The organism is Oceanobacter kriegii DSM 6294 (genome assembly GCF_000422845.1).
Classification (GTDB): Bacteria; Pseudomonadota; Gammaproteobacteria; order Pseudomonadales; family Oceanobacteraceae; genus Oceanobacter; species Oceanobacter kriegii.
In genome coordinates, this window is record NZ_AUGV01000018.1 from 36,431 (window position 1) to 59,885 (window position 23,455).

Here is a 23,455-nt window from a genome sequence, read left to right on the forward strand (position 1 = left end):
TCACACTGGTGATGGCTGTTTGATGCCAACCTGCAAAGCCAACAGACAAGGCCAACCACCATCCGATATTTCAGTTTTTTGCCCGCCGACGACGTCTGGGCCTTTTTCCAATGTATCGTTCAGTGAATCTCTGTAAACTGCCCGGCAACTTATGCCAGCCATTAGGTGAGCTAATGCCACTCCATGACCAATTGCCCACATTGCAAGCACTTGTGACCTTTGAAGCCGCTGCACGCCATCAGAATTTCACCGCGGCAGCGAAGGAGCTGGGCACCACACAATCGGCCGTAAGCCAGCAGGTACGGGGACTGGAGCAAGAACTGGGAATTGCGCTGTTCGAGCGAATCTATCGGGGCGTAGCGCTGACCGAAAGCGGTCAGGAACTGTACAAAGTGGCCAGAGGCAGCTTGCGGGACATCGCCGATTGCAGCGAAAAACTGCGCACCCACCGCGATAAAAAAACCCTCAATGTCGCAACCGATTTCGCTTTTGCCGCTTTCTGGCTATTACCGCGACTGCCCGACTTCCGCCAACGTCACCCGGATATTGAAGTACGCATCGTCACGTCACAGGAGCGCCACTTGCTGCTGGCCGCCGATATCGATGTCGCCATTCTGTTTTCCAGTCCGGCGGCGCACCCCAAAGCCTTACGGCTGTTCGGTGAGCAGGTGATGCCTGTGTGCAGTCCGGCCTTTTTGCAGCAACACGGTCCGGTGCGCAGCCACAAGGGGCTGGCATCACTGCCGATGCTGAAGCTGCGGGTGGATGACAGCCAATACTGGTTTCAGTGGGCCGACTACTTTGCCGCCCGCAACAGTCAGGTAGAACCCGGCGAACCGGTGCTGACGTTTGATAACTACACCCTGCTGATTCAGGCAGCGATTGCCGGTCAGGGACTGGCACTGGGTTGGAAACATCTGGTCGATGAAATGCTCAGCAATGGCCTGTTGGTTGGGCTGGAGGAGTACAGCGCCCGTTCAGACAACGGCTATTACCTGGTCGAACCGCAACCGGGTACCCGTTCGCTGGCCAGACAAGCGTTGCTGGACTGGTTTGAAGAGATCAGTGTTTGAGGGAGCTGCAGGTCGGGTGTCGGGTGTCGGGTGTCGGATGTCAGGTGTCGGAGAAGACTATAGAAAAGATACGAATGGCCGCAGTCAACGTGACTGCGACCATCCGAACCAGCAGGTGCCACCCTGCCACCAATTGGACCCGCCCGGCAACGGAGAGAACACCGGACGGGGTACTGCCATCGTGCGCGTCGTGCTGAACTTGTCGGACTACAGCTGGCAGCTAAAGTTCTCGGCAGAATCAATATCGCCACTGCCGTTGTAACGCGCTACCTGCGGGTACGGACACAGTGGACGAGTACGGTCTTCGGCCCAGTCATCTGGCAGCTCGGTGTTTTCGCCACCGGCGTTATCCACACCACGCGCAGTGGCTACTACCGCCTCTGGTGCTTCGCCCTGCTCAACCCAGGCAATCAGCGGGGTCAGCATGTCGAACTGATCGGTCGACAAACCACCACGACAGTGGCCCATACCCGGCACCGCGTAGAAGCGGGCAAAGGCTTCGGCATCGCCTGTGCCTTCATCCAGGGAGTCATACCAGTCGGCAGTGTCCTGCACCGAGAAGATGGCATCAGAAACACCGTGATACACCATGATCTTGCCACCGCGATCTTTCAGCGTGCTCATGTCCTGCGGGCTTGGCGGAGCCATAAAGTCCATCGCTGATTCGGTGTATACATCGGTGGTGGTTTCGGTGTTGGCCGCCAGGGTGTCGAGGTCAGAATCGAACACAAACGCCGAGCCATCGAAGTTGGCAATGTTGAAGTCGGCCAGCTCAACCGGGGCGGTGTTGAAGATCATCGCCACTGCGCCGGAATCGCGGGTGATCGGTGCGCTGAAGTCCCAGCTCATCACATCAGAACCGGCAATGCCGTGGTCGAATGGGAACGAGTTGTAGATGGTCTCGCCAGTGGAGGTTTGCACCCCGGCGTAGACGGCTTCAATCACGTCTTTCTGCTGTTGGGTCAGACAGCTGCCATCCCGTTCGGCGTCGCAGGTCGCCACATCGGTCTGAATATCAAACGCCGTCTGACAGGCCTGGAAGTCCTGCACCATGCCGTCTTCCACACCATCCAGCGCATCACATTGCTCCAGCACAGCCGCTGCCACCGTGGCATGTTCTGCGGCAGTAAACGCAGTGCTCAGGTCAGCCGTATCGGTGCCATCAATAGTGGCATAGGCTTGTGCGCCACCAATATTTGCCACGGCGGCTTTTGGCAAACGATAGCCCGGTGCGCCGACCAGAATGCCGTCGTACTGATCGGCATAACGGGTCGCGGCCACCATGGCGTGACGACCACCGTTGGAGCAACCACCGTAATAACTACGATCTGGGCCTTTGCCGTAGGTTTGTTCAATCACCGACTTGGCCATTGGCGTCAGTGTTCCGGCTGCCTGATAACCGTAATCCAGACGGGCTTGTGGGTCGTAACCGAAGGTCGGCAGGCCCGGGCTATGACCGGCGTCAGAGCTGATCACCGCAAACCCCATCGACAGGGCGTTAGACAAGGAGCCACCGCCGTGGGCACCTTCGGCGGTGCGCACACTGCCATCCAGTCCACCATTACCCTGATAGAAGAAGCGGCCATTCCAGTCGACCGGCAAGCGGATCTCAAAGCCAATGGCGTAGTCCTTGCCATCGACGTCGCTGGTGCGTGGGTTCATATAGCCAGACACCAGACAGTGTTCACCAATGGCGGTATCCGCCACGGTTAACGTGCCTGCGGCGATGGTTTCAACCGAGGTGATGGTGGTGTTGTCGTAAGCCAGCGTACCGGCCAGGGAATCGCACGAACCGGTGAAGGTACTGGCGGTGGCGGCGCTGAGTTGTGGGATCGGGTTTGTGGCAACGTTGTTATCGCTGCTGTCGTTGTCTGAACCGCAACCGGTTAACAACACAGCCGCTACCAGTGCGGTAGCCAGCGAGGGACGAACAAACGGCATACGGCCGCTGTCCGCGTTCTGCGCGGAGTGCTGACGAGTCATTGGAAAGCTCCATCAAATTGTTTTGTTATTTTTGTTTAAGTGCAAAACAATTGTTTTTTAAAGCAATCAGTCTATCCAATAAGTTTTATCTCAAAAGCCATTACATTTAACGGATGCGAGAACGTCACTCCAGACACAAAAAAACCGGCACTTGGCCGGTTTTGAAACTTGCGTTTTACGTGCGCTCCAAAGGGACATAAAAGCGTTGTCAGTCGTCACCATCACGGGCAGCACACAGCCGTGCCAACATATCCAGCAGCAGCTCTTTTTCACCTGGACGCAGCACTTTTTCCAACTCACCTTCGTGCTGCAACACCCGCTGGCGCAGCCTTTCATAGAAGCTTTCGCCGTTGTCCGTCAGGTACAAGGCATAGGAACGACGGTCGGTGCGGGATGGCCTGCGCTCCACCAGCTCCAGCTTTTCGAGCTTGTCGACCGCAGCCACCATGGCCGAACGGTCGTTGCCCAGCGCCTGGGCGATGGCGGTTTGGGTGCGGCCCGGGTTTTCCTTCACCAGCGTCAGCACACCAAACAGGCCCGGGCTGATGCCAAGGTCGTTACAGGCGTCTGCAAAGCTGTTGAAAAACACCATTTGAGTACGGCGTAAACGGTAGCCGATTAATTGATGCAACATGCCAAAATCGAGGGTATCGGAGGGATTGTCAGAAGCGGACATGGGAAAAGGAAGTGCCTTGAGCCAGAAACGATAATTGCCAGATTGTAGCAAACTGCAATTATAACGCCATGCAACAAAGGTGACCTTCCTGAGCCATCGCAAGCCGTTTCAGGAATTGAGTGTCGGACGCGGAGGAAACCGACACCAGCGCCCCGGTGCAAGGGAGCTAACTGGCATCGGCTTCCAAACCGATCACGCTAAAGCGGGGTCAATCTCAGCCTAGTGACCAACCTGCTTGCGGTACTTCTCAATCAGGGCGTTGGCCTTGTCGTACAGACGCTGGCCGTCGTCGTCCATGTCATCAATCCAGTCATCGGTAACCGACTGCGCTTGCTTGCGCCACATGGCCACTTCGGATTCTGGCAGCGTGTAGAAGCTGTTGCCATTCTTCACCGCCACTTCACGAGCAGTGGCTTCGTAGTTATCGAACAACTGACCAATGTGCTGGGCCAGCGGAATGCCGGAGTTGTTGTCGATCACCTTTTTCAAATCGTCAGGCAGCTTGTCGTAGGCCTTCTTGTTCATGCTGAAAGCAAAGAACTGGGCATACAGGCCACGCTCGCCTTTGATCTCGGTGTGGTAAGGGGTTTGCTCATGAATTTTCAGTGGCGCAACCACTTCAAACGGCAGCACCGCCACGTCCAGCACCCCTTTCGACAAGGCACTGGTCATCTGGGTCACTGGCATAAAGATCGCGCTGGCTTCGACGTTGCTGAACACCTCGGCCATGGCCTTGTTCGGCGCACGCACTTTCTGGTTAGCAAGGTCCGATACCTGCTTTATCTGACTGTTACGCGCATGCAGTGAACCTGGCGCGTGGGTGTGCAGCGCCAGAATGTGGACGGAATCCAGCTCGTCCTGCATCTCGGTTTCGGCGTATTCCTGCAACGCCATGGAGGTGGCTTCTGCGCTGGCTGGCATAAACGGCAGCTCAAACACAGAGCCCTTCGGGAAACGGCCCGGCGTATAACCGGCAACGGTCCAGGTAATGTCGGCAACGCCCTTGCGCGCCTGGTCAAACAGCTGCGGTGGCTTACCGCCCATCTGCATGGCCGGGTACACATCAATCTTGATGCGACCGTCGGATTCCTTCATCACCTTGTCGGCCCAGGGTTGCAGGAACTGACGATGCGCCATCGACATTGGCGGCAGGAAGTGATGCAGCTTGAATGAGTATTCGGGTTCAGCGGCCTGTGCATTCACTGCGGTCAGGCTGCCCAGCGTGATGCCCAACGACACCAGCAGAGTCTTGATCTTCATGGTTCACACCCAGGTTATTTTTATATTGGTTTGTGTTTCAGATTGCCGTGGCTGATGCTCGCCGTGGGCAGTCGATCAGCCGATCCATCACCAATCTGATGGCAACGAGTGTGTTTTACGCACATTGTTTATGTCAACAACAATTTGTTGGGCATATTACCTGATCCGGGTCATCACAGGTCGTCAACGCGTCACCTGACGGGGCCGTACAGATTCCAATTTTTTATTTAAATTCAAACACTTAAAAAACCTATTCTGCCGAAAATCCGTCGCTGTAACAAAACAGGCCAGGCTGATTTGAGCCTTCCAGTCTACGCCTTTGGTCTTAGTCGTTTCAGAAATCCATTGAAAATTGTTGTGGTACTAAACTATATTTTCAGGCAACAATAAGATCGAAGCTCAATAACCCGAGCCCGAAAACCACCGCTGATGCGGTTACTGTACTCGCCAGACACCGCCTCGATTCGGGCCAGTTACTGCAGCGCGTACCCAAGCCACAACGTTATCCACTCAAAATAAAAACGGAGATAACAATGAACTTTGAACGCCTGAACCCACTGACTGGCGACGTCGCCAGCACTGCTGTTGCCATGCAAGCCAGCGATATTGCCGCGGTAACAGAAACCGCTCAGAAAGGCTTTGAAGCCTGGTCGGAAATGGGCCCTAACGCCCGTCGTACTGTATTGCTGAAAGCCGCCGATGCCCTGGCTGCCCGTCAGGCCGACTTTATCGATGCCATGGCCAATGAAATTGGCGCGACCGCTGGCTGGGCTGGCTTCAACGTTATGCTGGCCACCTCCATGCTGCGCGAAGCGGCTTCCCTGACCACCCAGATTTCCGGCGAAGTAATCCCTTCCGACAAGCCGGGCTGTCTGGCCATGGCCGTGCGCCAGCCCGTCGGCGTGATTCTGGGCATTGCGCCATGGAACGCCCCTATCATTCTGGGTGTGCGTGCTATCTCTACCGCACTGGCCTGTGGCAACGCCGTGATCCTCAAGTGCTCTGAAATTTGCCCGCGCACGCACTCGCTGATTATTGAAGCACTGGCCGAAGCCGGTTTCCCGGAAGGCACCGTCAACTACGTAACCAACGCACCTGCGGATGCCGGTGAGGTGGTTGGTGCCCTGATCGACGCGCCACAGGTAAAACGCATTAACTTCACCGGTTCTACCGACGTGGGCCGCATCATTGCCAAGCGCGCCGCCGAACACCTGAAGCCATGTCTGCTGGAACTGGGTGGTAAAGCCCCGTTCGTGGTGCTGGAAGATGCCGACCTGGACGAAGCGGTAAAAGCTGCGTCTTTCGGTGCCTATATGAATCAGGGTCAGATCTGTATGTCGACCGAGCGCCTGGTGGTGGTTGAGTCGGTGGCTGAAGCATTCGCTGCCAAGCTGGCCGCCAAGGTATCCAAAATGGAAACCGGCGACCCACGTGAAAACAACACCCCGCTGGGTGCCGTGGTGGACCTGAAGACCGCCCACAAGGTGAATGAGCTGATCGACGACGCCGTATCCAAAGGCGCGTCCATTCTGGCAGGCGGCAAAGCCGATTCCGTGCTGATGCCTGCCACCCTGCTGGGCAACGTCACCAAGGAAATGCGCATCTACAGCGAAGAAAGCTTCGGTCCGGTGTGCGCCATGATCATCGCCAAGGACGAAGCCGACGCCATTCGCATTGCCAACGACAGCGAATACGGTCTGAGTGCTTCGGTATTTACCCAGAACACTGCTCGCGGCCTGAAGGTTGCCAAGCAAATCCATTCCGGTATTTGCCACGTTAACGGTGCCACCGTACACGACGAAGCCCAGATGCCATTTGGTGGTGTTGGCGCTTCCGGTTATGGCCGTTTTGGTGGTCAGGCTGGCATCGACCAGTTCAGCGAGCTGCGCTGGATCACCATGGAAACCGAGCCGGGTCACTATCCCATTTAAGACGCCAATTTAAGGCGCCCATTAAGACACCCAATTAATACAACCCATTCCATCAGCGCAGCCGCCGTGGCTGTGCTGACTGACCACTGACAAGAATTTAAAAAGGTTGAGAGACATGAGCATTTACGAAAAAGACATCCCGCAGGACGAGCTGGACACCGTTGCCTTTGAAGTTGTGGATAACGTTGCCTGGGTGAGCTTCAACCGCCCGGAAAAACGCAACTGCATGAGCCCGAAGCTGAACCGTCAGATGATGCGCGTGCTGGACGAACTTGAATTCCGCGACGACGTCGGCGTACTGGTACTGACCGGTGAAGGCACTGCCTGGTCTGCCGGTATGGACCTGAAAGAATACTTCCGCGAAAACGAAGCCAAAGGCCTCGGTGCCACCCGTGGCGCCCAGCGTGAATCCTACGGCTGGTGGCGTCGTCTGCGTTGGTACCAGAAACCAACCATCGCCATGGTTAACGGCTGGTGCTTCGGCGGCGGCTACGGCCCGCTGTACTCCTGCGATTTGGCCTTCGCCGCTGAAGACGTTCAGTTCGGTCTGTCTGAAATCAACTGGGGCATCCTGCCAGGCGGCGGTGCCACCAAAGTGGCCACCGACCTGCTGTCGTTCCGCAACGCCATGTACCACTCATTGATGGGCGAAAACATCACCGGCAAAACCGCCGCTGAATGGGGCCTGATCAACGAAGCGGTACCAGCCAAGCAACTGAAAGAACGCGTACAGGAAGTGTGCTCCGTACTGCTGCAGAAAAACCCGGTTGCCCTGAAGGCCACCAAAGACGCCGTTCGTCGGGTTCAGGAAATGACCTACGACAACGCCGAAGACTTCCTGGTCCGTGCTCAGGAAGCCGCCAACTTCTTCGACAACGACGGTCGCAAGGAAGGCATCAAACAGTTCATCGACGACAAGACCTACAAGCCAGGCCTGGGTGCTTACGACAAGTCCAAGCAAGGCCAGTAAGCAAGTCAGGTCTCATGAAAAGCGGTTTGCAGGAACCGCATCTGCGCCTCGAGATGGGCCGGTTAGAGCAACAACACACCGGTAGCACCGGCCATGGATGGCCGGGCAGCGCAGTTGAAGCAGGGATGCTGAATCTGCGCGTTACCGCAGGGTGTTGGCAGCAATAACCGATCAGCGAATCGGCAGCGCGAAGTGGGGTTTGCCGTCCGGCCCAGGGGTAAGACCCCTGAAGAGGACCAACCCCCGCCACTGCAACACTCGCAGTAATAGCAACACAAAAACAACAATAAGCCGTCAGGCCCCAACAACCCGAACATGGCAGCTCTGGTATGAACGCATTCGCAGCAGCAGAACAAGGCGCAATGATCTCCCGCTACGACGACATCTGGCTCGTCGACGGAGCCCGCACCCCGTTCGCCGACTACACCGGCGTCCTGCGCGATGTGTCGCCTACCGATCTCGGCATTTACGCCACTCGTGCACTGCTCGACAAGGTTGGCAAAACGTCCGGCCTTGAGGCCACTGACGTCGACTTTATTGTTGCCGGCAACGTCGCCCAGGCCAGTTACGACGCCTTCTTTATGCCTCGTCATATTGGCCTCTACGCAGGCGTGCCACAGTCAGCACCTTCCGTGCTGGTTCACCGATTATGCGGCACCGGTTTTGAAGCCATTCTGACCGCTGCCGACCAGATTACGCTGGGCAAAGCCAAGCTCGCGATGGTAGTGGGCACCGAATCCATGTCCCGCAACCCGATCGCCGCTTACACCCACCGCGCCGGTTTCCGTATGGGCCAGGTCGAATTCAAGGACTTCCTCTGGGAAGCCACCATCGACACCGCGCCAAACATCGGCATGGGCCATACCGCCGAAAACCTCGCCGTACGTTATGGCATCTCACGCGAAGACGTCGACGCCTATGCCGCGCGTTCCTTCGCCAATGCCGTTGCCGCCCAACAAAACGGCTACTTCGATGACGAAGTGGTCGCGGTCGTAAACAGCGAATGGACGCTGGAAGGCTATCAGCCACGCAAACTCAAGCTGGCCGACCGCGCTGCGTCGTTCGACCACGACGGCCACGTGCGCCCCACCAGCCTCGAAACCCTGGCCAAACTACGCCCGGCATTCCGTTCCAGCCAATACACCGATGCCTACGACACCGGCGTGCAAACCGGTGGCAACAGCTCCGCCATTGTTGATGGCGCGGCAGCGGTACTGGTGGTCAGCGGTGACTATATGCGCGCTCACGGCCTCAAGCCGCTGGCGCGAATAGCGGGTGGTTCCGTGGTGGGCGTGCCACCAGAAATCATGGGCATCGGCCCGGCACCGGCCATTCGCTCGCTGCTGAACGACCGTGGCATGAGCGTCAATGACGTTTGCCGCTACGAAATCAACGAAGCCTTCGGGGCTCAGGTCATGGCGTGCGAACGCGAGCTGGGACTGGACCGCGAACGCCTGAATATTCACGGTGGCGCCATCGCTATCGGTCACCCGTTAGGGGTGACCGGCGTGCGCCTGACTCACACCGTTGCCCGCCAGCTGAACCAGACCGATGGCCAGTTCGCCATCTCGTCAGCCTGCGCCGGAGGCGGCCAGGGCATCGCCGTGCTGTTGGAAAAATTTGGATAATTTACAGGGTCAGCAATCATGAGTGACTACCAAGCCCCGTTAAAAGACATGCTGTTCACGCTCGACATGGTGCGTGAATACAACCAGCTCGACCGCTTCGACACCCTCGCGGAGTACCCGGCGGATTTTGTCGCTGCAATTCTGGAAGAAGCCGGTAAATTCGCCAGTGGTGCTCTGGCACCACTGAACGCCAGCGGCGACGTGCAAGGCTGCCGTTTCATTGCCGACGGCGATGAAAAGGGCAAAGTCATCACCCCGGATGGCTGGAAAGAAGCCTACGCCCAGTTTGCTGAAAACGGCTGGACCGGACTGGCGCTGCCCGCCATTTACGGCGGTCAGGAACTGCCTCGCATCATCGCCCAGCCAGTCAACGAAATGTGGCTGTCGGCCAACCTGGCCTTTGTGATGTTTCAGGCACTGACTCAGGGCGGCAGTGAAATCCTCATGCACTTTGGTACCGAGACCCAGAAGCAAACCTATCTGGAACCCATTGTCAGCGGCCGCTGGTCGGTGGCCATGGCGCTGACCGAACCGTCTGCCGGTTCCGATCTGGCCAACACCACCACCAAAGCCATTCCGCAGGGAGATGGCACCTACAAGATCAAGGGCCAGAAGATTTTCATCACCTACGGTGAGCACGACATGGCCGAGAACATCGTCCATCTGGTGCTGGCCCGCACTCCCGATGCACCGGAAGGCAACCGTGGTATTTCGCTGTTCGCGGTGCCCAAGTTCCGCATTAACCCGGACGGCTCATTGGGCGACAGCAACGACGTGGTGTGCAGCGGCATTGAACACAAGATGGGCCTGCACGGCAGCCCTACCTGTTCGATGGCCTACGGCGACAATGACGATTGCATTGGCGAGCTGATCGGCCAGGAGAACAAGGGCCTGATGGCGATGTTTGTGCTGATGAACGAAGCCCGACTGAGCACCGGTTTGCAGGGCGTTGCCTTTGGCGAGCTGAGTTATCAACACGCCCTTGGCTACGCGCTGGAACGTACCCAAGGCGCCGACTACCAAACCGGCGAACGGGTCACCATTGCCCGTCACCCGGACGTACAACGCATGCTGTTGTCGATCGCCAGCCAGACCACCGGCTTGCGGGCACTGGGTTACTCCATTGCCGCCTGGATCGACATGGCCGAGCAGTCTGACGACAAAAAACAGGTCGCAGCCCTGCGCGAGCGCATCGCCCTGTTAACACCGGTTATGAAAGCCTTCTCGACCGAACAGGGCAACCTGATGGCCGGTACCTGCACCCAGGTGTACGGCGGCATGGGCTTTGTTGAGGAAACCGGCGTGGCCCAGTTTATTCGTGATGCTCGTATCACCACCATTTACGAAGGCACCACCGGCATTCAAGGCCGCGACCTGATGTTCCGCAAAATCCTTGGCGACAACGGCACCGCGCTGCAAAACCTGTTGCGACAGATTTCCAGCGATGCCGACCAACTGCCAGGCGAGCTGCAGGAGCTGCGCGCCGGACTGGTATCCGCTGTGGCCGCCATTCACGGTCAACTGCGCACCCTGCTGGAGCTGCAACCGAACGCCAACGGCGGCATTGGCAAACAAGCCGACCAGGCCCGTTTGCACGCCGGTTCTGTACCCATGCTGGAAGCCATTGGCCGACTGTGCAGTGGCTGGCAACTGGCGCTGCTGGCCAACCTGGCCCACAAACAGGTGCAGCAAGACCGTGACCCGGCATACCACCGCAACCAGATGGCACTGGCGAAATTCTACTTCGCCCACGGCATGCCGCAGATTCATGCCTTGCTGACCACGGTTGCCAACGCCACCAGCGGCCTCAGCGAATTTGATTTTGCACTGGCGGGCGAATAATCCCGCAACGCAGCTCCTGACGACCAACGTCAGGATTGACCGAATAGAACATTACAATTAAAGAAGCTCAGCAGCCGCCATAAACATAAAAAAGGCGGCATGGAGAAAACACAATGAACGCGGAATTTCGCCCCGTCGACGTCACGGCCCACAAGGTCACCGTTGAACATCGTGAAGATGGCAGCCAGATTGTTCGCCCACAAGGCGAGCTTGGTCAGTACCCGGACCGCATTACCGACTGCCTCGACCAATGGGCAGCCAAAACCCCGGATCAGCTGTTTGTAGCCCAGCGCTGCATCAACAACCCCGAACTGAACCACTGGGAAGCCATCAGCTACGCCGAAGCCCACCAGCAAGTGCGTGCCATTGCTCAATGGCTGTTGGACCTGCGAGTAGACGGCGAACCGTTGGGTGTCGAGCGGCCAATCATCGTGCTGTCCGGCAACAGTACCGAACACCTGTTACTGTCGCTGGCGGCCATGTACGTAGGCATTCCCTACGCACCGATTTCCACCGCCTACTCCACCATTTCGACCGACTTCGGCAAACTGCGCCACATCGCCGGTCTGATGACGCCGGGACTGGTGTTTGCCGACAACCTTGGGCCGTACCGTAACGCCATCGACGCCGTACTGCCAGGTTTGCCAGTGCTGTCGGTGATTACCGAGCACGGCGACGATAACCTCAAGGGCGAGCTGAGCCGCTTTGAACAGATTCTGGCCACCCCGGTGACCGAGGCCGTCGACATTGCCCACCAGCAAGTGACGCCAGACACCATTGCCAAAATCCTCTTTACCTCCGGTTCGACCGGCATGCCCAAAGGGGTGATTTGCCCTAACCGCATGCTGGCCTCGAATCAGGAAATTCTGGCCGACATCTTCAATTTTGTGCGTAACGAACCGCCAGTGCTGGTCGACTGGCTGCCGTGGAACCACACCTTCGGCGGCAACCACAACACCTATCTGGCGTTATACAACGGCGGCTCGCTCTACATTGACCAGGGCAAACCCACGCCAAAACTGCTGAAGCAAACGCTGGAAAACCTGCGCGAAGTGGCCCCGACCATCTACTTCAACGTGCCCAAGGGCTACGAGCTGTTGGTACAGGAACTGCGCGCCAACCGCGATGTAGCCGAAAACTTCTTCAGCCGCCTCAACGTGATGTACTTCGCCGGTGCCGGCATGGCCCAACACGTCTGGGATGCACTGGATGAGCTGGCAATAGAAATCACTGGCAAGAAAGTGCCTATGATGACCGGCATGGGTGCTACCGAAACCGGCCCGGGTGCCTTGTTTGCCTCCATCGCCGAATGCGCCTCTGGCGTGGTGGGCACGCCATCACCGGGTTGTGAAATCAAACTGGTACCAAACGGCGGCAAACTGGAAGCTCGCATCAAGGGCCATTCCATTACCCCGGGATACTGGCGCGACGCCGAAAAAACCGAACAGGCGTACGACGAAGAAGGCTACTACTGCCTCGGCGATGCGCTGAAATACATCGACGCCAGCGAACCCAACCGCGGTTTCCGCTTCGACGGCCGGGTATCGGAAGACTTCAAACTTGATACCGGCACCTGGGTCAGCGTCGGCGCCTTGCGCCAGCAAACCATTCACCAGTGTGCACCGTACGTACAGGACCTGGTGGTGGCAGGCCACGACCGCAGCTACATCAGCGTAATGGTTTTCCCGGACATGGCGCAGCTGAGCAAGCTCACCGGCCTGCCACTGAGCAGCGACCCACAGGCACTGGTCGACCACCCTCACACCCGTGAGGTATTCCAGGGCCTGCTGATTGAAATGGCTTCGGCAGCAACCGGCAGCTCCAACAAGATTGTGCGGCTGACCATCGAAGCCAACGCACCGCAGCTGGACGCCCACGAGATCACTGACAAAGGCTCGTTGAACCAGCGCTCGATTCTGGAAAACCGCGCCGACACGGTGAAGAAACTCTACGCCGATGAGTTGCAAGAGGGCGTACTGGGGCTGAAGTAATCTTTCAGCCGGGAATCCTCTGAATCACTCGATGCCACCACAGCGCATTCTCCGGTGCTGTGTTGGCAGACACTGTGCTCCCGGTCGTTTGTTGACCAAACGCCGCTTTCGCCCGGTTTTTTGTAGTGGGAAAACCGGGCTTTTTTCCAAAGGCCTTCCTATCCTTGGGCTTTTTAGCTCTTGGGATGTTTAACACAGGGAGAGCCCCCACCGAGCAGAACCCAGCACCCCGCACAAATAAAGGTTACATTATTTCATTCAAGAACCAATCTCGTTACCATGATGAAAAATTCCAATCCGATCATGGTGCTGATAACGAATGAAAACCCTCGCCCACACACTGCTGCTGAGCTCTGTTCTGCTTGTCTCCAACACAGCCAACGCCCACGGCGTCTGGTTTGCTGAACGCTCCTCCAAACTGGCCGTGGTTTATGGCGATGGTGCCGAAGACCTGGATACCATCAAACGCCAGCACAAATTCCGTAGCCCAACCCGTTACGATGCCGACTGGAACGCCACCAGCACCGAACTGACGCCCTCTGGCCCATTGCTGCTAATCGACACAGACATCGATCAAGACAAGCAAGCCAGCGCCGTATCAGTCGTGATGTTCAACGGCATCTGGAGCAAAACCCCGGACGGTAAATGGCACGCCAAGGGCCGTGACGAAGTACCCGACTCCATCCTGAGCCTGACCACCTTCAAATACGCCGTACACCTGAAAGGCGAACTGAAGCCCGTACCCGTGATTGAAAACCAGCGCCTGCAAATCATCCCGCTGCCCCCCAAAGGCAACCACTTCCCACACCACCTGGGCCACGACGTAACCTATCAGGTGCTATACGAAGGCCAACCGGTCGCAGGCGCCCATGTGATTGCCGATTTGGTCACCAACCCGGATGCCAAACCCGTGATCACCGGCAACGACGGCAAAGCCACACTGGCCATTCGTAATCAGGGCTTGAACGTCGTCGCCGCCAGCTACGAAGGCCCAGCCATGGACCCAAAGAAAGAAGACAAGGTTGAACACCTGGCCACCCTGTCGTTTTCACTGGAGCATGAGGAAGAGTAAGCAATATCGCTGCCCCCTCTGAATAGACAGTTCAAACAAAGCAGCTATAAGGCATTAGCCCCGAATTTGAACCATAAAAAAGCCCCGATACCTTCTGCGGGTATCGGGGCTTTTGATTTGCTCTCTCATCAAAGCAAATTTTGTCTAACTCTGACTCATAGTATAACTGCTAACCGGGTGCTGTGGCTCGCAAATTTTACAAATGTTCAGTGAGCGCCGCCGGTGTTGGCTGGCTCTTCGCCCATCATCGACTGCTGGTAGTTTTCCAGACCAATGCGATCGATCAGCTTCAGTTGTTTCTCCAGCCACCAGGCGTGGTCGATTTCGGTGTCGTCCAGCATTTTCAGCAGGATGTCGCGGGTGACGTAATCCTGAACGGACTCGCAGTAAGCCATCACTTCGCGCAGGTCGTCGACTACCTTGTATTCCAAATCCAGGTCGCTTTTCAGCATTGCTGGAACGTCTTTGCCAACGTTGATATCAACGCGGGTCACCATGTCTGGAATACCGCCCAGGAACAGGATGCGATTGATCAGCTCAGACGCATGCTCGCGCTCGTCGAAGAATTCGTGGTCGATGCGCTCGTACAGTTTCCACAGGCCCCAGTCGGCGTACATGCGGGAGTGGATAAAGTACTGGTCCATGGCAGACAGTTCACCGGCCAGCAGCATGTTCAGTTTTTCAATTACTTGAGGATTACCTTTCATGTGTCTGTCCTTCAGTCGTCGCTCATCATGGATTGCAGGTAGTTCTGGATGCCCGTCTGTTCGATCAGGTGCTGCTGGGTTTCGATCCAGTCGAAGTGTTCTTCTTCGTATTCCAGGATCTCTTTCAGCAGTTCACGGCTAACGAAGTCGCTGACGGATTCACAGTAGGCAATGGCTTCGCGCAGCAGGGTCATTTGCTCGTCGATCTGATCCATATCGCACTGCAGCATTTCTTCGGTGTGTTCACCAACGCGCAGACGATTCAGTTTTTGCAGATTCGGCAGGCCTTCGAGGAACAAAACACGCTCGATCAATTCGTCGGCCTGTTTCATATCCTTGATGGATTTTTTGTAGCACTTCTCATTCAGCTCTTCGAAGCCCCAGTTTTTGTACATGCGTGCATGCAGGAAATACTGGTTAATGGAAGTAAGTTCGATGGTGAGTACCTGGTTCAGGTATTCGATAACCTTGCTATCGCCTTTCATACCCTATCGCCCTGTGAATTAATTATTGAGGTGGAGTTTAGGGCTTAAAAATGAATTCAACAAGTAAAGAAATATAATAAGGCGTTATTTGATAATTTATGAGCAAATGTATTTGATATCGAATATCAAATACATTCACAAGCACATTTAAAGAAGATACAAACCATTGATTTGAAAGGGTTTTTTAAATTTAACATATAGATATTTATTAAACCCATTCCCACCCACAAATAAGAAAGATTAGCGTTTTGGTTTCATTCCGGTCTGATAGCTGCCATCGGAATGAAATCGCACACACTCATTGCGATTCTTTCCCAACAATATCGGTTCATCATCGACAAACAGAAAGTTTTTCCAGTGCTGTTGAAATATATCCCAACGGGTTTGTACAACATGGTCGACGTCGTAACAGAAAAATACGGTTACGTTACTTTCCCATTGGATATGTTCGGCCAGCGCTTCCGGTAATTCCTGACTATCGCTATCCCAGGCCGCTTCCCAGTTTTCCTTGTCGTTCCACACGCCGTTATGGGAAGGCCAATCATCACCGAGGAAATTCACCGCGTGGGCGGCTTCCTTGCTGATATGGGTTTTCCAATATTGATTGGCGGCGTTTTTGGCCAGCGGTCGAATCAGTTCCAGATGCTCGGACGGGATGGGCAGTTCGCGGTGGCGGAAAATCCAGCCCCATTTAAAGTCGCTGAGCGGAACGTAATTCATAGTGAGTCCTGAAGATTGGGTCGAGAGTAGATAAGTCAGCAGGGTAACAAAAAAGTCTGCGGGTGTCGGGTGTCGAGTGTAGTGCGGGCCACGCAGGCTCGGGTGTCGGCAGACATTGTGGGAGAGAGCTTGCTCTCGATGCCAGGCATAAGAACCGGTGTCAGATGGCTCCCGCTCGCGAATAAATTCGCCCCTACGTACCCCAGAGCCATGACCTGCAAGCGCCACAAACAAAAACGCCCGCAGGATTGCTCCGGCGGGCGTTTGCCTTCTGTGGGTAAGGTGCGCACTGCGCACCGCCCCCTGAATCGACTCTGCAAGGTGCGCGCCGCACACCCTACGAGAATTAATCCTTGAAGGTGTTTTTGGCGATAAATTCCTGCACGGTTTTCAGGTCCGCTGGCAGCACGTCTACGCGCTCTTCGCGGTCCATCAGGTCGGCCAGGTGGTGTGGCAGTTTTGGCATCTCGTAACCGGCACGCAGAACCGCTTCCTCGAATTTCACCGGGTGGGCGGTGCCCAGGGTGATCATCGGAATGTTCTTGTTGCGACGGCATTCACGAGCGGCTTTCACGCCAATCGCGGTGTGTGGGTCCAGCAGGTAGCCGGATTCACCAAATACCTGTTGCATGGTTTCTACCACCACGTCTTCGGTCACAGCGTAGCTGTCGAATACTTCGCGGGCCTTGCCCAGCTTCTCTTCAGACAGTTCCACTTCAACGCTGCGATCGGCCATTTTGCCCATCAGTTCAGACATGACGGCGCCATCGCGGTCGTACAGGTCGAACAGCAGACGTTCGAAGTTGGAAGATACCGCAATGTCCATGGACGGCGTGATGGTGTGCTTCAGCGGCTCAACCTTGTACAGGTTGTTGCTCATCAGACGGTGCAGCACGTCGTTTTCGTTGGTAGCGATGATCAGCTGCTCAACAGGCAGACCCATCTTCTTGGCCATGTAACCGGCGAAGATGTCGCCGAAGTTACCGGTTGGAACTGAGTACGCCATTGGACGAACCGGACCACCCAGGTTCAGCGCAGAATAGAAGTAGTAAACGATCTGGGACATGATGCGCGCCCAGTTGATGCTGTTTACTGCAACCAGCTTGCGCTCGCCACGCAGGAAGGCCTGGTCGCCGAAGGAGGCTTTGACCATGTCCTGAGCCTGGTCGAAGTTACCTTCGATGGCGATGTTGTGGATGTTGTCGCCTTCAACCGTGGTCATCTGACGACGCTGAACTTCGGATACCTTGCCGTGCGGGTGCAGGATGAAGATATCGACGTTCTTGCAGGTCTTGGTGCCTTCAATGGCGGCGGAACCGGTGTCACCGGAGGTCGCACCCATGATGACGACTTTTTCGTCGCGCTTGGCCAGTACGTAGTCCAGCAGCTGACCCAGCATTTGCAGGGCGAAATCCTTGAACGCCAATGTCGGGCCGTGGAACAGCTCCAGCACGTATTCGTTGTGGTCGATCTGCTGCACCGGGGCGATGGCCTTGTGACCGAATACGTCGTTGTTGTAGACGGATTCCAGCATCTCTTTCAGCGCGTCGGATTCCACACAGCCTTCAACGAACGGGTAAATCACCTTGTGAGCCAGTTCGGTGTAAGGCAGGTCGCGCCAGGATTCAATCTCTTCCAGAGAGAACTGTGGCACTTCCTTCGGTACGTACAGACCGCCATCAGCGGCCAGACCGGTTAACAGAACGTCGTCAAACGCCAGCTCTGGCGCATTACCCCGAGTGGAGATGTATTTCATCATGGTGTGAAACCCGAATGCTTTGAATATGAGCAGCCAGGGACGGCCAATTCGAGGGAATGAACCCGCCCCTGAACAGAAAGTGCGCTAGTGTACCCGCTTTGGGCAAAGAGTGCAGTGCCGGTCTTGCACCGGCACGGCTTAGCCCTGGGTTTGAACCAGATTCTGCAATGATTGAATGCTGGCGCTGAGGTCGGTACGGGCTGGATTTTCGCGTACCACGGAGGAAATCAGACGCAGGGCTTCCTTATAGTTGCGCTGGTCAATTTCCAGTTGGGCACGGCCCAGCATGGCACGTTCACGCACGCGGTCGATGGATTCTGCCCGCAGGTAGATCATGCCCGCCTGTTGATAACGTTGCTTGTCGGCCAGCAATTGCGCCAGCAGCAATAAGGCATCGCCATTGCCCGGGTGACGGTCCACCGCTTGTTTGAGCAGTTTTTCAGCCTGGGTCGACTTGCCTTCGGCCATCGCGAGACGGGCTTCGCTGATCGCCAGACGACCACCGGCCTGTTTCGGCAGGTCTTTCTTGTTGACCTTGGCCAGCAACGAGCGCAGCGCTTTCCAGCGTTCTTCACTGGCCAGCCAGTCGGCGGTCTGAATCAGAGTATTCACCGCACCGCGAGATTGCTTGCCAGTCAGCAGGCGACGATCGGTCAACAGCTCAATGGTGCGGTCAAGACTGCCATAACGGCTGTGCAGCTGCGCCGCGGTGAGCATGTTCGACGGCTTGTTGTCGCCCAGCATCATGGCGTATTCCAGGCTGCTGAGGGCTTCGTTGTAGCGGTCCTGACGCAGTGCAATCTGGCTGCGAATCAGCCAGAACTCGGCACTGTCCGGGGTGCTGGCAATCAGCTCTTCCACCAGTCCCTGAGCCTGATCAAACGCCTGGCTGCGAGTCAGTGCAAACAGCAGACCCCGCGCCCATTGTTTGTTTTCGGCATCGAGGAACAACGCTTGCTGGTAGCCGGAAACCGCTGCTGCCGCGTTGTCCATTTGCAGGTTTACGTAGGCCAGCTGACCAAACAACTGGGCTTCTTGTCCCCCCAGCGCCAGTGCTTTTTGCAGGTGCTGACGGGCGGCTTTGAAGTTCTGGTTTTTCATGTAAATCATGGCCAGTCCACGATGCGCCGGAGCACTGTCGGACTTCAGCTCGATGACGCGTTTCAGAGAGCTTTCCGCGGCCTTGAATTTATCCAGAGTCAGCAGAATCTGGCCACGCAGCAACGCCATGCGCACCGAGTCCTGATCCGCCGGACGAGCGTTCAACAGCGTCAGTGCCTGGCTGTATTGTTTCTGGTCCAGCAGCGGTTGCAGCTCACGCGCCAGCGTGCGCTCTTCCGGGCTCAGCTCGTCGGCCGTGGACGGCAAACCGCGGGTATCAATCACGAAAGACCAGCTCTGGTCTGGCATCACCAGCGCCACATCGCTGATTGGCGCTTCGAACATGCCGTTATCGCCACCGCCGCGTTCCATGCCACGGTCGCCGCGCGGTTTGGCCGCTTCACTCGGTTGGCTGAACAGGCTCGACGCCAACAGCACGGAACCGGCCAGAATCAGGCTCAGGGTCTTGCCAGCAAAGGGCAAGGAAGAAACATTAGACGGCTGGGTTTTGTTCAGATTTAACACGTTTTCAAGCCTCAATTTCCAATGGCCACACGAAGCGGGCCCGGACCTTTTTCTGGTCCTTGGTCGGCGCGCTGAATCGGCTGGTGCGAATCAGACGGCGAATTTCAGGTTCCATTTGCGGATAGTCGTTCTTGATGATGCGGTTCAGCGTCAGCTTGCCCTTTTCATCAATGGTGATGTCCAGTTGCAACGACAGCCGTTTGACGCCCTGACGGGTCAGGCTGCGTGGCAAGGTAATGCTCACCGGTGTCAGCAGGGTTGGCAGCTGGTCCAGCTCGTTCAGACCAAAGGTGCTGAAATCAGGAGCCATTTCGGTCAGCTGCACATCCGGCATGCTGAAATCAGGGGCATCCAGATTGCCAAGGTCGATGTTTTTCGGCACATCCAGGTTCGGCAACGCCGGGCCTGCTCCACTGACCGCCAGTTCCAGCACCATGTCGTTTTGTGGTGGCGTGACCGCCGCCGGTGGTGGTGGCGGAGGTGGTGGCGGCGCCATGCTGATATTGCGAACCTCCAGCGTCGGCGATACCTGTTGTTCCAGTCCCTGCCCCAACAGCAGCAGCAACATCAGTACCGCAATCAGCCCAAGCCCCAGCACTGCCGCAATCAGATGACGACGAACGCCATGGCGACCGGCCGGGCCTGCTTCAACAGAAAGATGCTCGGCCATATCAGTCTCGCAGGGCTGCAATGCTGACGGCCGGAGCACCGGCCAGTTTGGCTTCGTCAATCACGGCTAACAGACGTTCGGTTACGACGTTTTTGTCGGCCTGAATCACCACCGGCTTCTCAGAGCGCTGCTGCAAGTCGGCCACCAGTGCCCGCACGCCTTCAACACCAATGTTGCTGCCGTCGTAGACCACTTCGCCGGTGTCCGTCACCGCAATCAGAATGACGTTACGCTCCAGCGTAGCCGCCGATACCGCTTGTGGTTTATCCACTTCAACACCGGTTTCGCGCACGAACACCGTGGTCACAATAAAGAAGATCAGCAGAATAAAAACCACATCCAGCAGCGGCGACATATCAATGCCTTGCGGCTGCTGTTGTTCCAGTCGTTGTTGCAATCTGGCCTGCATGATCAGGACTCCTGGCGGGCCAGCGCACGCTGTGGCAGGTGTTGCAGAATCCACGCCGGGATGGCGCACAGCAGTCCCAGTTGGGTGGTCAATAAGGCATCACCGATGCCGGCACTGAACAGGGTCACCCCGGTGGCACCGGCCGACATTGCCTTGAAGCAGCCCAGCAAACCCATGATGGTGCCCAGCAGGCCCAACAGCGGCAGCGCGCTGGTGAGCGTGCGGGTAATCTGGTCTTCTTTCTGGGCGTGCAGTTCACCAGCCATCCATTGCAGCGCCATGCGGTGATAACAGAACAACGCAGTGGCCAGAATGACCCAGCACATGGCGCTGTGGGCCATATCGGAAAACACTTCAATATTCATCGTTCGCGCTCCTTATGCCGGTTGAGCAACGGCGTCGCTGGATGCAGCGCCCTGTTCCGGTTTGATCACTTGTTCGTCACTGGCCAATACCAGCGCAAAGTTTTCCAGCTGCTGGTAGTAGGATTTGGCACGACGGGACAGCAGTGAGTGAATCACCAGCGCCGGGATCGCAACCACCAGACCCAGTTCGGTAGTGATCAGCGCCTGGGCGATACCGCCAGACACCACTTCCGGGTTACCACTGCCAAACAGCGTCATCATGCGGAAAGTTTCGATCATGCCGCTGACCGTACCCAACAGACCCAGCAGCGGTGCGACCGACGCAGTCACAGCCACCGCGGTGAGGCGTTTTTCCAGCTGGTGACGATCCTGACCCAGTTGCAGCAGCAGCTGGTCATCGCGCTCGGCGGCGCTGTCGCTGTGTTGTGCCAGCTCCAGCAAACGGGCCTGCATGCTGCCTTTTGGCAGGGCATCACCCTGACCTTGCAGCAGTTTCACCACGCCGTTTTTGGAAATCTGGCGAACCGCAGGCAAACGCAGCAGCTGTACCGCTTTCAAAATCGCAATCACCAGCGCCACCAGTGCGAACAGCAGAATTGGCATCGCCCACAGGCCGCCACGCTCGACGTGCTCCAGCAGGCTTTCGCTCGGGGCATTGGCCTGGGTGTTCAGCGATGGGTCAAAGCGGATGCTGCCGTTGCCGGTTTGTTGCACCGACGTCAGCGCCGACGAGGACTCTGGCGACAATGCTTCCAGCACCTGCCACTCGCCTTCCTGTTCCGCCACCCGGTAGGCGCTGGCGCCATCCAGAGCCCAGTGCAGCGGGCCGGTATCGAGTTGTTTCAGTGAACGGATATCGCCGGATGGCAATACCACGTCGCGGCTCTGCCAATGCGGCGTCAGCCAGTTTTCCACCTGCGCAGAGGTACGCAGCAGTTGCAGGGTTTTGTCATCCAGTGTGGACTCCTGCCCCAGCTCGGCACCTTGTGAACGCAGGTACTGTTGAATCAGATTGAGCTGGTAGTTGTTCTGGGCGCTCCACTCTTTCAGGCGGCCCTGCAGCTGGTCGAGGCTGAGGTTGCGTTCGTCCGCCAGACGGCGCGCCGCTTCGCTTTCCTTACGCAGGGTAATGACATCGCGTTCCAGCGCGTTCAACTGCTTGGTCAGTTTGTTTTGTTCATTGGTCACCGTACGCTCGGTTCGGGCCAACTGGGCCTGTGACTGTTTGATGCGCTCGCTCATTTGCGCTTCCAGCGACGCCGCCTGAACCGCGGAGCCTGCTACCAGCGCCAGGCTTGCCAGCGTCAATCGGGATAGCCAGTTCATTATTCGCCCTCCGTGGTGGTAATGGTGGTGGCGTCTTGTCCCATCGCCAGGGAGTCAGACAGTGCCAAAGGCAGGGACACAGGTTCGGTAGGCACCTGTGAGTTGGCGGCATCGATGGCAGCCAGTACCGCTTGCGGGTCGATGGCCGGGTCCTGCAACCACTGCCATTCACCATCCACTACCCGGCCAACGCCGCTGTAGCTGCCATCGGCGCTGACAAACCAGGCCTGCGCCAGACCCAGATACAGCTGCTTGACCAAAACATCGTCACTGCCGCTGGCAGCACCCACGGTGGCCGCTGGCAAACGTGCGGACACCACAGTGAGACGATCATTGAATTCTTCCAGACGGCTCAGACGCGCCAGCTGACGACGCAGCAACTCCGAAGGTTCAACCTCGTCGTCGTTCATCCAGTCTTGCTGCAACGGTGGTGGCAACATCGAGAAGTAGCCATCCAGACGGGACTTCAGCGACTGGGTCACTTCGGTGATGCGGGCCTGATCCTGCTCAACCTGGGTCTGCTTTTCGAGCAGGGCAATGCGCTGTTCATCAACGTCGTTGCTGCTGGTTTTGCTGCGCTTGATCACCTCGGACAGTTCGCTTTTCTCGGCTTTCAGCAAGCTGATGCGCTGTTCCAGCACCGGCTTCTGCTGCCGCCAGCTCTGTTCAATGTGACTGGCCTGTTGCTCGGTCATCAACCACTGACGGGATAAACCGTCCAGTTGACGTACCAGATCGTCGCCATGAGAGGTACCAAAAGACAGCAGCAAGGTCGCTGCCAGCAGGGGTTTGGAAGGGAATCTGTTCACTGAATCGTCCTGTCGTGTTGACCGAGGCAGATGAGAAAGTCGACCGGCGGCCAAGCTGAAGTCGTGCCTGATAGGAAGCGATTATTTCGTGAACAGACTCATTTGTAAATAAAAATGGTTTGCATTTGAGCGAATGTAAAGATATGTTGCCAC

Annotated in this window: 20 protein-coding genes; 7 read left to right on the plus strand and 13 right to left on the minus strand. The window is 56.8% G+C overall.

Annotation, left to right across the window (positions count from 1 at the left end):
• Positions 1 to 173 precede the first annotated feature (173 nt).
• On the plus strand, positions 174 to 1,073 hold the full coding sequence (locus G516_RS0110350) for a choline sulfate utilization transcriptional regulator (protein ID WP_028293594.1): 900 nt from the start codon (positions 174 to 176) through the stop codon (positions 1,071 to 1,073).
• A 207-nt stretch (positions 1,074 to 1,280) separates the two neighbouring features.
• Here G516_RS0110350 and G516_RS0110355 read toward each other — a convergent pair whose 3' ends face one another.
• From G516_RS0110355 to G516_RS0110365, 3 genes are all read right to left on the minus strand, one after another.
• Entirely contained in the window at positions 1,281 to 3,056 is a 1,776-nt protein-coding gene (locus tag G516_RS0110355) for a tannase/feruloyl esterase family alpha/beta hydrolase (RefSeq protein WP_245582650.1), read from the minus strand.
• 208 nt (positions 3,057 to 3,264) lie between these two features.
• On the minus strand, positions 3,265 to 3,732 hold the full coding sequence (locus G516_RS0110360; protein WP_028293596.1) for a MarR family winged helix-turn-helix transcriptional regulator: 468 nt from the start codon (positions 3,730 to 3,732) through the stop codon (positions 3,265 to 3,267).
• A 219-nt stretch (positions 3,733 to 3,951) separates the two neighbouring features.
• Positions 3,952 to 4,992: a TRAP transporter substrate-binding protein gene (locus tag G516_RS0110365; RefSeq protein WP_028293597.1), complete on the minus strand. Its 1,041-nt coding sequence runs from the start codon at positions 4,990 to 4,992 to the stop codon at positions 3,952 to 3,954.
• Between the two features lie 533 nt (positions 4,993 to 5,525).
• Between G516_RS0110365 and G516_RS0110370 the strand changes: the two genes are divergently transcribed.
• From G516_RS0110370 to G516_RS0110395, 6 genes are all read left to right on the plus strand, one after another.
• Positions 5,526 to 6,923, plus strand: a complete 1,398-nt coding sequence (locus tag G516_RS0110370) for an aldehyde dehydrogenase (protein ID WP_028293598.1) — start codon at positions 5,526 to 5,528, stop codon at positions 6,921 to 6,923.
• A gap of 115 nt (positions 6,924 to 7,038) precedes the next feature.
• Positions 7,039 to 7,893, plus strand: coding sequence for a p-hydroxycinnamoyl CoA hydratase/lyase (locus G516_RS0110375; protein WP_051219238.1), 855 nt, complete (start codon positions 7,039 to 7,041; stop codon positions 7,891 to 7,893).
• A 329-nt stretch (positions 7,894 to 8,222) separates the two neighbouring features.
• Positions 8,223 to 9,521, plus strand: coding sequence for a thiolase family protein (locus G516_RS0110380; protein ID WP_028293600.1), 1,299 nt, complete (start codon positions 8,223 to 8,225; stop codon positions 9,519 to 9,521).
• An 18-nt stretch (positions 9,522 to 9,539) separates the two neighbouring features.
• Positions 9,540 to 11,363 carry an acyl-CoA dehydrogenase gene (locus tag G516_RS0110385; protein WP_028293601.1) on the plus strand — a complete coding sequence of 608 codons (1,824 nt, stop codon included), beginning with the start codon at positions 9,540 to 9,542 and terminating at the stop codon, positions 11,361 to 11,363.
• Positions 11,364 to 11,476: 113 nt separating this feature from the next.
• Positions 11,477 to 13,354, plus strand: a complete 1,878-nt coding sequence (locus tag G516_RS0110390) for a feruloyl-CoA synthase (RefSeq protein ID WP_028293602.1) — start codon at positions 11,477 to 11,479, stop codon at positions 13,352 to 13,354.
• A 319-nt stretch (positions 13,355 to 13,673) separates the two neighbouring features.
• Entirely contained in the window at positions 13,674 to 14,426 is a 753-nt protein-coding gene (locus G516_RS0110395) for a DUF4198 domain-containing protein (RefSeq protein WP_028293603.1), read from the plus strand.
• A 206-nt stretch (positions 14,427 to 14,632) separates the two neighbouring features.
• On the opposite strand, the gene bfr (G516_RS0110400) is transcribed toward G516_RS0110395, so the two are convergent.
• From bfr (G516_RS0110400) to G516_RS0110445, 10 genes are all read right to left on the minus strand, one after another.
• The gene (bfr, locus tag G516_RS0110400) at positions 14,633 to 15,133 is read right to left on the minus strand and encodes a bacterioferritin (RefSeq protein ID WP_028293604.1); all 501 of its coding nucleotides are present in this window, start codon (positions 15,131 to 15,133) and stop codon (positions 14,633 to 14,635) included.
• A gap of 11 nt (positions 15,134 to 15,144) precedes the next feature.
• Entirely contained in the window at positions 15,145 to 15,618 is a 474-nt protein-coding gene (bfr, locus tag G516_RS0110405) for a bacterioferritin (RefSeq protein WP_028293605.1), read from the minus strand.
• 240 nt (positions 15,619 to 15,858) lie between these two features.
• On the minus strand, positions 15,859 to 16,338 hold the full coding sequence (locus G516_RS0110410) for a DUF2947 domain-containing protein (RefSeq protein ID WP_028293606.1): 480 nt from the start codon (positions 16,336 to 16,338) through the stop codon (positions 15,859 to 15,861).
• A 346-nt stretch (positions 16,339 to 16,684) separates the two neighbouring features.
• Positions 16,685 to 18,094, minus strand: a complete 1,410-nt coding sequence (gene thrC, locus G516_RS0110415; protein ID WP_028293607.1) for a threonine synthase — start codon at positions 18,092 to 18,094, stop codon at positions 16,685 to 16,687.
• A 141-nt stretch (positions 18,095 to 18,235) separates the two neighbouring features.
• Complete coding sequence (locus G516_RS21985) at positions 18,236 to 19,723, minus strand: tetratricopeptide repeat protein (protein ID WP_156879013.1); 1,488 nt, start codon at positions 19,721 to 19,723, stop codon at positions 18,236 to 18,238.
• A 4-nt stretch (positions 19,724 to 19,727) separates the two neighbouring features.
• Entirely contained in the window at positions 19,728 to 20,393 is a 666-nt protein-coding gene (locus tag G516_RS21990) for a hypothetical protein (protein WP_051219242.1), read from the minus strand.
• A 1-nt stretch (position 20,394) separates the two neighbouring features.
• Positions 20,395 to 20,802, minus strand: coding sequence for an ExbD/TolR family protein (locus G516_RS0110430; protein WP_028293608.1), 408 nt, complete (start codon positions 20,800 to 20,802; stop codon positions 20,395 to 20,397).
• 2 nt (positions 20,803 to 20,804) lie between these two features.
• Positions 20,805 to 21,167: a MotA/TolQ/ExbB proton channel family protein gene (locus G516_RS0110435; RefSeq protein WP_051219245.1), complete on the minus strand. Its 363-nt coding sequence runs from the start codon at positions 21,165 to 21,167 to the stop codon at positions 20,805 to 20,807.
• Positions 21,168 to 21,179: 12 nt separating this feature from the next.
• Positions 21,180 to 22,493 (minus strand): MotA/TolQ/ExbB proton channel family protein, encoded by a 1,314-nt coding sequence (locus G516_RS25065; RefSeq protein WP_051219247.1) that lies wholly within the window; start codon positions 22,491 to 22,493, stop codon positions 21,180 to 21,182.
• Entirely contained in the window at positions 22,493 to 23,302 is an 810-nt protein-coding gene (locus tag G516_RS0110445) for a DUF3450 family protein (RefSeq protein ID WP_028293610.1), read from the minus strand. Before G516_RS0110445 ends, G516_RS25065 begins: the two co-directional genes overlap by 1 nt.
• Positions 23,303 to 23,455: the final 153 nt, after the last annotated feature.

What these genes read in the sequence shown, in the direction of transcription:
- G516_RS0110395 (WP_028293603.1), top strand. Translation starts at nt 13,674, where the DNA reads ATGAAAACCCTCGCCCACACACTGCTGCTGAGCTCTGTTCTGCTTGTC.
- G516_RS0110435 (WP_051219245.1), bottom strand. Translation starts at nt 21,167, where the DNA reads ATGAATATTGAAGTGTTTTCCGATATGGCCCACAGCGCCATGTGCTGG.
- G516_RS21990 (WP_051219242.1), bottom strand. Translation starts at nt 20,393, where the DNA reads ATGGCCGAGCATCTTTCTGTTGAAGCAGGCCCGGCCGGTCGCCATGGC.
- G516_RS0110370 (WP_028293598.1), top strand. Translation starts at nt 5,526, where the DNA reads ATGAACTTTGAACGCCTGAACCCACTGACTGGCGACGTCGCCAGCACT.
- bfr (WP_028293605.1), bottom strand. Translation starts at nt 15,618, where the DNA reads ATGAAAGGCGATAGCAAGGTTATCGAATACCTGAACCAGGTACTCACC.
- G516_RS0110410 (WP_028293606.1), bottom strand. Translation starts at nt 16,338, where the DNA reads ATGAATTACGTTCCGCTCAGCGACTTTAAATGGGGCTGGATTTTCCGC.
- G516_RS0110365 (WP_028293597.1), bottom strand. Translation starts at nt 4,992, where the DNA reads ATGAAGATCAAGACTCTGCTGGTGTCGTTGGGCATCACGCTGGGCAGC.
- G516_RS25065 (WP_051219247.1), bottom strand. Translation starts at nt 22,493, where the DNA reads ATGAACTGGCTATCCCGATTGACGCTGGCAAGCCTGGCGCTGGTAGCA.
- G516_RS0110375 (WP_051219238.1), top strand. Translation starts at nt 7,039, where the DNA reads ATGAGCATTTACGAAAAAGACATCCCGCAGGACGAGCTGGACACCGTT.
- G516_RS0110380 (WP_028293600.1), top strand. Translation starts at nt 8,223, where the DNA reads ATGAACGCATTCGCAGCAGCAGAACAAGGCGCAATGATCTCCCGCTAC.
- G516_RS0110360 (WP_028293596.1), bottom strand. Translation starts at nt 3,732, where the DNA reads ATGTCCGCTTCTGACAATCCCTCCGATACCCTCGATTTTGGCATGTTG.
- thrC (WP_028293607.1), bottom strand. Translation starts at nt 18,094, where the DNA reads ATGAAATACATCTCCACTCGGGGTAATGCGCCAGAGCTGGCGTTTGAC.
- G516_RS0110355 (WP_245582650.1), bottom strand. Translation starts at nt 3,056, where the DNA reads ATGACTCGTCAGCACTCCGCGCAGAACGCGGACAGCGGCCGTATGCCG.
- G516_RS0110385 (WP_028293601.1), top strand. Translation starts at nt 9,540, where the DNA reads ATGAGTGACTACCAAGCCCCGTTAAAAGACATGCTGTTCACGCTCGAC.
- G516_RS0110350 (WP_028293594.1), top strand. Translation starts at nt 174, where the DNA reads ATGCCACTCCATGACCAATTGCCCACATTGCAAGCACTTGTGACCTTT.
- G516_RS0110430 (WP_028293608.1), bottom strand. Translation starts at nt 20,802, where the DNA reads ATGCAGGCCAGATTGCAACAACGACTGGAACAACAGCAGCCGCAAGGC.
- bfr (WP_028293604.1), bottom strand. Translation starts at nt 15,133, where the DNA reads ATGAAAGGTAATCCTCAAGTAATTGAAAAACTGAACATGCTGCTGGCC.
- G516_RS0110390 (WP_028293602.1), top strand. Translation starts at nt 11,477, where the DNA reads ATGAACGCGGAATTTCGCCCCGTCGACGTCACGGCCCACAAGGTCACC.